This is a genomic window from Leifsonia sp. GW821-FHT13C09 (genome assembly GCF_058806435.1).
On record NZ_JBXAPS010000022.1, the window covers coordinates 1 to 11,426 of the forward strand.

Below are 11,426 nucleotides of genomic sequence, written 5' to 3' on the forward strand. Positions count from 1 at the left end.
CCCCGGTGGCCACGCTGTTCTTTCAGTGGGGCCGTTGTTACTCGGGGTTCGTTACACCACTCTACGGGGCACTACTTTCTTCTTGCGTGCCATCGTCACCATTCTTCGGTTGATTCATCTTCGGTTGAGCGTAGCTAGCTCAGGCCATGTGCGCATCTGATCGGCGATCTCGCGCGAGTTCGGTTAATCAGGGCTTTCATTTAACTGAATTCTGTTTATAGAATAGCATTCTGACCGACCGTCTGGAGCACAACGATGAGCCGCAACCTTCCGATCGCACTCGTGCAATCGCCAGGCGTCCCCGCTAGCAGTCTGGAGGTGTTCGGACAGGACCTGGACCGGCTCACTCACGCGTACTCAGCGAGCAAATTGTTTGTCTTTCCTGAACTCCACCTCTGCGCACCCGGGTCCGGTGACACCCCACGCGATCATGGGGTCGGTGTCTACTCCATCGGCGACTTAGCCGAGCCTCTCCAGGGGCCGCGGGGTCAGATGCTCTCCGCGATCGCGAGGGAGTTCGAGGTCTGGCTCGTGCCCGGCTCGGTTTACGAATTAGGAGAAGACGGCCAGGTGTACAACACGGCTGTCGTCTACGACCCAGAGGGTCGCCTTGTGGCTTCCTATCGAAAGGTGTTCCCCTGGCGGCCGTATGAGAAGTCGGCACCTGGCAACCGATTTGTCGTCTTCGACATGGATGGGTTCGGGCGGATCGGACTCTCGATCTGCTATGACTCCTGGTTCCCGGAGTCGACTCGACAGCTCGCCTGGATGGGTGCAGAACTCGTCTTGAACGTGGTGCGCACACGCACGATTGATCGTGCGCAGGAAATCGTCCTCGCCAGAGCCAATGCGATCATCAACCAGGTCGCCTTCGCATCGGTCAACGCGGCGACGCCTACTGGCTTGGGACAGAGTCTCATCTGTGATTCGGAAGGCCGCGTTAGGGTCGCAGCCACAGACGGAGCGGAACAAGTGCTCTCCGACGTTATCGATCTGGACGAAGTCAGCAGAACGCGCGAATACGGTACTGCCGGGCTTAACCGCCTTTGGGATCAACTACAACCCAACGACCCGCCCATTGATCTTCCGCTATATGGCGGGTCGATCACCCACGACGCGTGGTCGGCCCGCATCTCGGTGCCCAAATTGAACGATTCCCGAAATCACATCCCCCCGACACCTAGTCGGAAAGAAAAAATAGGAGAACAGCAGTGAAATCAACGAGGACTTCTCGCTGGCTCGGATTGAGCGCAGCGGTCCTAGCCTGTGCCGTGGCGCTTAGCGCCTGTACCTCCGGAACCACCCCATCGGGCTCAGGTGCTGGGGGTTCGACATCCGGCGCACTAACCTGGGGCAAAGCAGTGGAGGTAGTGGATCTCGACCCTCAAACGTCCTACAGTGCTGCGGACGGTGAGATCCTAAACCGCGTTTATGAGCCCTTGGTCACGGTGGATAACGACCTCAAGCCAATTCCCGCGCTAGCTACATCGTGGAAGCGGCCTTCCCCCACGACCTACGTGTTCACCCTGCGGAAGGGCGTGACGTGGAGCAATGGTCGGCCGCTGAGTGTTGACGATGTTGTCGGCAGCCTGGAGCGGATCATCGACCCCAAGACGGGGTCGCTCTCAGCTTCATTCTTGCCAATCGCGTCGGTAAAGGCGGTGGGTAGCGATCAGGTCGAGGTGAATTTGCGGACACCCTCCAACAGCTTCCTAGCTGCGCTTGCTGCGACAGCCTCGGCCATTCTTCCAATTAAGGAGCTCGACAGCGGGACCTTTGACCCAAAGAAGGAGCTTCTTGGAACGGGCCCCTACGTGTCGAAATCTCACGTAGCCGGCGAAAGCTGGGACCTCGTTAGTAACAAGAACTACTGGGGCGCAAAGCCCAAGGTTTCAGAGCTTCGCGTCAAGATCCTGACAAATGACACTGCGCGCATTGCCGCTCTGAGGGACGGGAGCATCGACTTCACAAGTTTCTCCAATCCCGACGCACCGACCCTTCTGAAGGGTGTCTCGGGCGTGAAGGCCCACGTTCAGCCCACCGCCGACTACTACCGCGCGGACGTTAACGCCATAAGTAGCCCGTTTTCTGACCCTCGACTCCGGCAGGCGCTTGCGCTTGCGATCGGGCGGAAGGAGATTGGGACGACGGCCCTGGGCGGGACCGGCACTCCGGTAGTGGCCGCAGCGCCTCCGGGTCTGCCCGTGGGCTGTCAGGAAGGGCAAATCCCCTTCGCCAAACCTGACCTTGAGCGCGCGAAGAAGCTCGTCGCCGAGGCCGGCGGAGCTTCCAAGCAGGTCACGATTCTCGCGGCGAATTCGGACGCTGGTTATGCGGCGATCGCACAGGTGCTTCAGCAGCAGCTCACGGCGGTCGGGTTCAATGTCAAGATCGAGACACTTGAAAATGGTGTTTGGCTCAACAGAGTGTTCACGGCCAACCCGGCGCGCTTCGACCTGAGCATTTCATGGTTCGCCGGGTACGCCGACCCGGGAATGGTGCTCGGCTATTGGAACCCGTCTGCGAGCGGCTTCAACAAAGCCTGGATGCCTGACAACCCGGCCTTGGACAAAGCGATCGTCGAGTCGAACGAAGTCACGGGTGACGCGCGCAAAGCCGCGTTGCAGACTGTTTGCAACATGATCGGCCAAGGCGCGAACATGATCCCTCTTGCCACTCGCTCCCCTGTCGTGGCGTACCGATCGGGCGCCGTCGTACCGACGTTCCCGAAGATCGAAGGTTACGGTGATCCGTTCCGGTACCTGGACCAGTTCAGCAAATAGTCGACGCTGGGCGCCGACCGCATGGTCGGCGCCCCCTCCTCGAACGAGAAATATGTTCAAACCACAACAATCATGGCTCAATTCCCCTGGAATTCGCGCCACCAGATTCGTCGCCGCAAAGCTCTTAGTCGGCGCCGGCACACTTCTGGTTGTGTCGATGCTCGTCTTCCTCGCGGTCCACTTGATCCCCGGAGGTTATGCCCAGGTCGTCTTGGGCCCCTTCGCGTCGGCTGAGGCCAAGGCGCAAGTTGCCGCCCAGTATGGTCTTGACCAGCCAATCCCACTTCAATTCCTCGACTGGCTCTCGCATGTGCTCACGGGCGACCTTGGCACCTCTTACACTTCCGGGACGCCAGTGGCGGAACTGATATCGAGGAAGTTGCCAGTGACCGCCGAGCTTGCAGCGCTCGCACTGATCATCGCGCTCATTGTCGGGCTACCGCTCGCGATCGTGTCGGGAGCAAACCGGGGCCGCATCGCCAGCGGGCTCAGCCGATTCGTTGGCGCCGTTGCGCTCAGCTTCCCTGATTTCGTAGTCGGCAGCGTGCTGGTTTTCATCTTCTCGGCCATTCCGCTTTGGTTCACAGTCGGAGGCTACGTGCCATTCTCTGACGACCCCATCGAGAACGTTCGAGCGGTGTTCCTTCCGGCGCTCACCTTGAGTGTCTTTGGGGTGGCGGTGCTTGTCAGAACAGGACGAGATGCTGTCGCTTCGACGTTTACGTCGCCTCACGTATTCGCCGCCGTCGCCCGGGGGGAGTCTTCCGAGCATGTGATCCGGCACCATGTGCTCAGGAACTCGAGCATCCCCATGGTTACTGTGGTAGCCACCTATTTCGGCTACCTGCTGGGCGGAGCGGTCATCGTGGAAGGACTCTTTTCGCTGCCGGGAATGGGCCAAGCGGTACTTAACGCCGTCCGCGAGCGCGACTACGCCGTCGTGCAAGGCGTAGTACTGGTGTCCGCGGCGCTTTTCATCACGATCAACATGCTTGCCGATATCTCGTACGGGCTGATTGACCCGAGGACTAGGGGAGTACGCGCATGACGGGCAGACGCGCGCCACTGTGGTGGCGCCGATCGCGACTTGGCGCTCTATCAGCGGTGGGACTAGTGCTTCTTGTGGCGCTTGTTCTTCTAGCTCTTCTAGGGCCATTGCTGCCATTCGGCAACCCATCCGCCATCGGCGCTGGCGGTCGGCTTGAGCTACCAGACGCACACTTCATCGCGGGGACGGATACCCTCGGAAGGTCGGTTCTACCGCGGCTGCTCGAAGGCCTTCGCACAACGCTTCTCGTCGCCGGCGTGGCGGTGTTGGCCACGGCCGTGTTCAGCATCCTGCTTGGAATGACCGCTGCATACTTCGGCGGGTTGGCCAACGAGCTCATTGCGCGAGGGGCAGACGTCCTGTTTGCGTTCCCGTCCGTACTCCTTTCAATCCTGATCGTCGCCATCACTGGCCCGGGACTGTTGGGTGTGACTGTGGCAATCGTTCTGACCACCAGCCCGCTCATGATCCGGGTCATGCGAGCAGCCACCCTCGGAATTGTTTCGCGGGACTTCGTCCTCACGGCTCAAGTCGGTGGAGCTGGCTTGCCTCGTCTCCTATTCGTACACATTTTGCCCAACGTCGCGGGGACAGCGGCTGTACAAGCAACGTACGCACTTTCGGTTGGGATGCTCGTGGAGAGTGCTCTCAGCTTCCTTGGGCTCGGCGTGCAGCCGCCCCAGGCTTCATTGGGATCGCTGGTCTACGAAGGGTCCTCCTATCTGTCCGTCGCGCCATGGTTGGTCATCATCCCTGGCGTCGTTCTGGCAGTGACCATCCTGTCCGTCAACCTCACGGGCGACTGGCTGCGGGATCTACTAGATGTGCGAGCAGGAGAGGTCCGAAGATGACTATCAATCCAGTGGTGCTCGAGGCTCACCAACTTGTGGTCGAGTATGTGACCGATTCCGGGCGAGTGAGAGCACTCGACGGGGCTTCCATTTCGGTGCGGCAGGGGGAGGTTCACGCCATCGTCGGTGAGAGCGGCTCGGGTAAGACCACTCTCGGGATGGCCGCAGGCCGTTTGCTCGCTTCGAACGCAGAGTTCGTCTCTGGATCGCTCGTCGTTACCGATGTGTCGGTCCCAACGGTGGGGATGGAAGGCTTACGTGCGCTGCGACGCGACAGGCTCGGCTTCGTGTTTCAGAACCCGATTGCATCGCTCGACCCGACGATGCGAATCGGCGCTCAAATGCAGTTGGCTCAGGAGGGGCGAGATAGCACATTTTCGATGAGAGACAGCCTCGAAAGAGTGGGCCTTCGGGGAATCGACACCGTACTTCGATCGTTTCCGCATGAGCTTTCTGGTGGAATGGCCCAGCGGGTCTGCATAGCGATGGCGCTTATGAGGGGCGCACGAGTTCTCATCGCGGACGAGCCCACAGCGGCTGTTGACGCAACATTGCGGCCCCAGATTCTCAAGCTCCTCGTAGACCTTTGTCGCGAAACGGGAAGTGCCCTCGTGCTGCTCACTCACGACCTTCATGCAGTCGGCGAATTCTCCACCCGGGTTTCAGTCATGCACGCTGGCAAGGTGGTCGAGTCCGGTGATACCCAGCTAGTGCTCGCCAACCCTCAGCATCCCTATACCAGGTCTTTGCTTAGCGCACGACTCGGGCTGGAGTCCTGCGGCCAGCGTCTGGAGGCGGTTCGCTATGTCGCATGATCCGGTGGTTTCCGTGCAAGACGTCGTCGTCAACTTCGGCCGGGGTCGGCGCCAAGTACACGCACTCCGAGGTGTGTCTCTGCAAGTCGGCGCAGGCGAAACAGTGGGAATTGTAGGCGAATCTGGTTCAGGCAAGACCACTCTGAGTCGAGTCCTCCTAGGTCTTATGAGACCCACTTCTGGCAGCGTGCTCTTCGACGGACAGCCCGTAGCTGGGTCCAAGCGAGCGCGACATCGCCACGGGCGGATGCAAGTCGTTCTGCAGAATCCTGACTGGTCCCTGAACCCTAGTCTCCGGATCTGGCGGTCGCTGTCGGAACCTCTAGCGATCACGCGGTCCGTTTCAATGAGCAAACGGAAGGACGAAGTCGTTTCCATCCTTGACCGCGTTGGGCTTGGTGAAAGCTTTGCCGACCGCTTTCCTCACCAATTATCTGGAGGGCAACGGCAGCGCGTTGCGATCGCGCGCGCGATCATCACCGAACCCGACCTGATCGTCTTTGACGAGGCAGTAACTGCCCTAGATGCCTCGGTGCAACTGCAGGTACTTAATCTGATCCGCGATCTACAAGCCGAGCATGGATTCGCTTCCGTCTTCATTTCGCACGATCTCGCCGCGGTTCGATACGTCTCACACCGGATCGCTGTCGTTCAGAGGGGCGAGATCGTCGAGATTGCACCCGTTGAGGACTTCTATGGCGAACCGCGGCACCCGTACTCACGACAACTGCGAAGCACACTCCCAACTGCCACAGAGGAGCCAAGTAAATGACCAGTGATGTGCGAACCGCTTATGTGGGTGCCACCCTTGTCGACGCAACCGGCGCTCCGCCAATCAAAGACGCGACCATCATCGTCGAAGACAAACGATTCGTCCACGTCTCGGGCCCCATGCCGGGTCATGACCTCGGCGAGAACATCGCCATCGTGGACCTCTCTGGGACGCACATCGTGCCAGGTCTGATGGATGCGAACGTTCACACGGTAATCCATCTCGATCCAGACATCCTGCTGCGTTACCCCGCTGGTGAATATGACCCCCTCGTCCTTGAAGCAACCCAGGTCGCCCTTCGTGCCGGCGTCACTACCGTATTCGATACGTGGGGACCCCTCGAATCTCTACGCCGAGTCCGAGATGCTATCCGGGAGGGCGAGGCGGTCGGCAGCCGGCTCCTAGTCGCTGGCAACATGATTGGGAACGACGGCCCATGGTCGAATGACTATTTTCCCCAGGTCGCACAAGGTCTGGCCTCTGAGGTCGTGGACGAGGTGAATTCGCATTGGGAGCAAGCAGTTGGGGCTCGCTTGACGTGGATGCCTTCCGATGGCGTGCGGGCTGCCGTCAGAAAGTATTTGGCTGAGAGCGAAGTCGACTTCGTCAAGTTCGCCTCCAGCTCGCACGCCCACAGTCGTTTCCTCGCACTCTCTCTTGACAGCCAACGAGCGGTCGTCGAGGAGGCCCATGCCGCTGGCCTGACGGCCCAGGCCTGCACCCTGGCGCCGGAAGCGCTCAAGACCTCGATTGAGGCCGGCGTCGACATCATTCAGCATGCAGACATGACAGGGCTGTATCCGATGCCGGACGACGTTTTGGGCCGAATCGTCAGTTCGCAGATTCCGGTCACCGCGTTTCTATTTACTCAGCGCCACACAGATGCGTTCATCGCCAGCAAACCGACGTGGCATGGGAACGACTGGGGCCAGGTCATGCGGGTCAAGGCAAAGAACGATTCCCGCCTCATTGAATCTGGCGCGAAAATACTTCTCGCTAACGACATGGGCGTCTACGGGCAGACGGCCGCCACTAGCCCGATGTGGGGCCCGTTCCAGACAGGCATCCCTGACATACCCACTCATCTAGGGACCGGTCACGTTCTATGGCTACGCGCGGCCATGGAACAGGGTATGTCGGGAATGGACGCCCTTCAATGTGCAACCCGCAATATTGCCGAAGCGTACGGCGTCGACTCGGACCTCGGAACCGTGGAGGTTGGAAAGCTCGCCGACTTCGTCGTTCTTGACGGCGATCCTATGTCCGACGTGGACAGCTACGAACGCGTACTGAGCGTCACCAAGGAGGGGCGCCCAATCGACATCGCGGGGCTGCCCAATAGCCCGGTGCTCACAGCGGATCGGTGGGCACGATGAACCGAGGCGAGGCGTTCATCCGCGAAATACTCCAACCCGCAGTCGGGACCATTAGCACGATCACCGACGCGCAGGTATCACCAGACGGTTCACGGATCTCGATGACAGGGTGGATCCTCCACGATCTTTCCAGCCCTGCCCGTCCCCAGGCATTTCTCGTAGGCGTCGACGGTCCACAAAGCCTAACCGCGCGTGCGTCTCAGGGCGCCCAATTTGCCCCAGGCGGCGAATACATCGGCCTGCTCGTGGAGAGCACCAGCGGAGGGCCCTGGGATCTCGTGATCATGACACTTGGTCTCAATGAACCGCGTCGTCTCGCCGAATTCGAGGGGACGGTGGAGGCGTTTCACTGGTCGCCTGACAGTTCGCGCATCGCTCTGGTGGTTGCGGAGCCTGGAGCGCATGTTTCAAGCGGGCAAGGGTCAGGTAAGCACCCAGAAGACTCGCGTGTAGATGAGGACGGCCCGCGTGTGCTGGACATGCATTCGGAGCCTCCCGCTCGCTCGCTGTGGATAGTTGACGTCGCGACTGCAAAGGCCACTCGGCTGACAGACATACGGGCGAACGTCTGGGAGGCATCTTGGTTAGGACCGGACAGGATCGTCGCCGTCACATCGGGTTCCACTAGCGAGGATGCGTGGTATTCCTCATCTTTGGTCACCTTTGACGCTGGCGGTGGTCACTTACGAACGATCGTGGACCCCGATCAGCAACTCGCACGTCCCGCCGGTTCCAGCGATGGCCGATACGCTGCAGTCATCGCTGGATGCGCAAGCGACCGGGACCTAGTTGCGGGAAGAATCCTTGTTCGAGATGAGCTCTCCGACACCGTCGCAGAGGTCGACACGCAGGGGGCCGATGTCACAAGCATCCAATGGGTGTCACCGACCCAGCTTGGATTCGTGGGGATTCGCCACCTCCAAACTGTGGCGGGAATCGTGGACATGCGAATTGGTGCCGCAAAAGAACAGGTTGTGACTTCAGCTGCCATCGGCGATGCCTCTCTTCCGACCGGGTCCTTCGCGTCGGACGGCAGCTTCGTGGCTGTCATCAGCGAATACGCTAAACCTCCTCAGCTCTCGATTTGGGAACCACACAAGCCGATGCGAATCCTTCTTAGTGTGCAGCACGCTGGAACGACAATTCAGCGGACGCGTGGCGGCACGATCTCATCGCGAAGTTGGTCTGCCGCGGACGGGCTAGAGATCGAAGGATTCGTCATTACTCCAAACGGAGACGGACCATTCCCGGTTGTGGTCAACGTCCATGGCGGGCCCGCGTACGCATTTCGCAATCAATGGGGTATGGGTCGCATGGCAACCGTGCCCGCGCTGGTCGCGAACGGCTACGCAGTATTCTGTCCCAACCCCAGAGGTAGCACAGGCCGGGGGCGACGTTATGCGGAGTTGGTAATCGGTGACATGGGTGGCGCTGATGCGCAGGACATCCTCGCTGGGATCGATAGCCTAGTCGCCGAAGGCATTGCGGATCCGGCGCGCCTCGCGGTCATGGGCTTGAGCTACGGGGGTTACATGTCGACCTTGCTTGCTGGCTCCACAGACCGCTTCCGTGCGATCGCTGCAATGTCGCCGATTACCGACTGGACCAGCCAGTCTCTCTTGAGTAACATCGGCGACTGGTCAATTAAGTTCCTCGGCGCCGATCCGCTCGACGGCGATGCGTCCGAGCATGTTCGTAGCCCCGTGGCACTGACGGGCCAAGTAACAGCTCCCGCCCTTCTCGTCGCTGGCCACCTGGATCTATGCACGCCGCTAGTCCAGGCGCTTGAGTACTACCGCGCGCTTGTTAGACGCCGGGTCCCATCAAGTCTCATTACCTTCCCTCAAGAGGCTCATGGAGTCCATGAAACAGGAGCAATCATCGAGGTTGGCTCGCGAATAGTGGACTGGTTCGATGCGCACGTGCTTCTTGACGCAGTTAGAAGAGAACACATTGGACCCCAAGCCCTAGAGAATCGCAATGGATGAGGCCGTTCGATGTGGTGCTCGCTGCGGCCCAGATGACCGCGACGATGACTAAGGGGCGCTTGTCCGCTGGGCGGGCCCCGCTGGCTACCTTGTTTCGAAGGACTGACATCGCGGCAGATCGGTCATGAGATTCGCCCATCTGCGAAGCAGCTCTCGCTCGCCGGCGCATTTGGCAGTCGTAGTTGGTGATTCAGCACTCTTTCTGGATTTAGTGATGCCGCACCCTCCGCGCGATCTCCAGGAGCTAATCGAGGACGGAAACTATCGCCTCGGCAGCATCCGCTCACTTGTCGAAGAAGCGATCGAGAGAAGCGTCCCGCTCATTCCTCTCAGCGAGGTGTCCCACGCCTCGGCTGTCCTACGGCCGCCTCAGGTGATCGCAATCGGGGCGAACTACGCAGCTCATGCGTCAGAACTGAACCTTCAAAGCGAGAACACCGCGACCGTGTTCTCCTTGTGGCCGAACTCCTTGGGCGGACATGGCACGACCACATCGTGGGCGGCGGAGATGACATCCCAAGTCGACTATGAAGTCGAACTCGGAGTCATCATCGGACGGCCGGCCTATAAGGTGAGCGCCAGAAACGCGCTCGACTACGTCTGGGGTTACACCGTCGTGAACGATATCACCGCACGCGACCTCCAGTTCTCGGAAGCTCAATGGTCTCGATGCAAATCATTCGACGGCTTCACCCCGACCGGCCCCGTGGTGGTGACAGCCGATGAGATCCCTGACCCGCAAAACTTGTCGCTTACAACCGACGTGGACGGCCGGACTTTGCAAGACGCTTCCACCTCCGAGATGATCCGATCCGTCGCGGAGATCATCGAGTTCCTCTCCCGATCCGCAACCCTGCTACCAGGAACATTGATTTCCACCGGCAGCCCGGGCGGCGCCGGCTACTCCCGAAATCCTCCTGTGTTTCTTAACCACGGTTCACGGGTAACAGTCTCCATCGAACGCATCGGACACCTAACGACCAACTGCGTCATCGGATAGAGTTCCCCCGCCTGACTGTGTCGCCGACCAGACCCGACATCCTGCGGGGCGGGGCCGCTGTCCTTGCCGTTCCTGCGGTCTCTCCGGTATTCCACGGTCCCGGCACTACCGCCACTCCCACTCGCTCTCGATCTCTCCGCCGGAAGGCTAATCTCTGCCACTGCTGAGCCGTTTCAGCACGCGTCCCGGGTGTATCGAATTGACCGCGACGTCTCCGTCCGCCCACCCTGCTCGGAGCTCTGGAAAGACGAAGCCCCGAGGATGAAGGCTGGTCGGTGCGATTGGAGCGGGAGAGAGATTAGGGAGGCTGGCTAATAGCGGGCCGGGGCTGGGACTGGTGCTCATTGAGGTGACAGCGCATTAGCTCGCCTCTCGCGGATCGGAGGCCGTGTCGTTCGGGTCGGCCGGCCACCGACCGCCCCATGTCGGACGAGCCCGCCAAAGGACTACGCGCAACTCGTTCCAGAGTCGTCCGTCCGCAGTGTCATTCAGCTCGGCACTCAAGCGCCAAGTGTACGTTGCGACGTTTACCGGGACGCGGGCCCAGCCGATCTCGCGAGATATACGCCTCTCGGGGGCGTCGGAGATCGACTGACAACTTCCTGCGTGCGTCACTGCTCGGGTGACGTGTGAGGAGCCGCCTGCGGCGGCGCTGCACCTGCGCGTTTTGTTTGTCTTTCCGCCGGCCGATCGTAGCTCGTTTCCGGTTCTCCGTGGGTCAAGTCCCGTGGAGTGGTGTAACGAACATTCTTCGAGAATGAGCTTGGCTACGCAGTCAACGTGAGGGGTAGTT

Annotated in this window: 9 protein-coding genes; all 9 read left to right on the forward strand. The window is 60.2% G+C overall.

Annotation, left to right across the window (positions count from 1 at the left end; genetic code table 11):
* Positions 1 to 318: 318 nt before the first annotated feature.
* Positions 319 to 1,215, forward strand: a complete 897-nt coding sequence (locus AC1ROW_RS21855) for a carbon-nitrogen hydrolase family protein (RefSeq protein WP_493021757.1) — start codon at positions 319 to 321, stop codon at positions 1,213 to 1,215.
* 155 nt (positions 1,216 to 1,370) lie between these two features.
* Positions 1,371 to 2,783 carry an ABC transporter substrate-binding protein gene (locus tag AC1ROW_RS21860; protein ID WP_493021759.1) on the forward strand — a complete coding sequence of 471 codons (1,413 nt, stop codon included), beginning with the start codon at positions 1,371 to 1,373 and terminating at the stop codon, positions 2,781 to 2,783.
* 52 nt (positions 2,784 to 2,835) lie between these two features.
* Entirely contained in the window at positions 2,836 to 3,831 is a 996-nt protein-coding gene (locus AC1ROW_RS21865) for an ABC transporter permease (RefSeq protein WP_493021761.1), read from the forward strand.
* A gap of 257 nt (positions 3,832 to 4,088) precedes the next feature.
* Positions 4,089 to 4,682 (forward strand): ABC transporter permease, encoded by a 594-nt coding sequence (locus AC1ROW_RS21870; RefSeq protein ID WP_493021763.1) that lies wholly within the window; start codon positions 4,089 to 4,091, stop codon positions 4,680 to 4,682.
* The gene (locus tag AC1ROW_RS21875) at positions 4,679 to 5,497 is read left to right on the forward strand and encodes an ABC transporter ATP-binding protein (protein ID WP_493021765.1); all 819 of its coding nucleotides are present in this window, start codon (positions 4,679 to 4,681) and stop codon (positions 5,495 to 5,497) included. Before AC1ROW_RS21870 ends, AC1ROW_RS21875 begins: the two co-directional genes overlap by 4 nt.
* On the forward strand, positions 5,487 to 6,269 hold the full coding sequence (locus AC1ROW_RS21880; RefSeq protein WP_493021767.1) for an ATP-binding cassette domain-containing protein: 783 nt from the start codon (positions 5,487 to 5,489) through the stop codon (positions 6,267 to 6,269). Before AC1ROW_RS21875 ends, AC1ROW_RS21880 begins: the two co-directional genes overlap by 11 nt.
* Entirely contained in the window at positions 6,266 to 7,645 is a 1,380-nt protein-coding gene (locus tag AC1ROW_RS21885) for an amidohydrolase family protein (protein WP_493021769.1), read from the forward strand. The genes AC1ROW_RS21880 and AC1ROW_RS21885 overlap by 4 nt, the downstream gene beginning before the upstream one ends.
* Entirely contained in the window at positions 7,642 to 9,633 is a 1,992-nt protein-coding gene (locus AC1ROW_RS21890) for an alpha/beta hydrolase family protein (protein WP_493021773.1), read from the forward strand. Before AC1ROW_RS21885 ends, AC1ROW_RS21890 begins: the two co-directional genes overlap by 4 nt.
* Before the next feature lie 124 nt (positions 9,634 to 9,757).
* Positions 9,758 to 10,633: a fumarylacetoacetate hydrolase family protein gene (locus tag AC1ROW_RS21895; RefSeq protein WP_493021771.1), complete on the forward strand. Its 876-nt coding sequence runs from the start codon at positions 9,758 to 9,760 to the stop codon at positions 10,631 to 10,633.
* Positions 10,634 to 11,426: the final 793 nt, after the last annotated feature.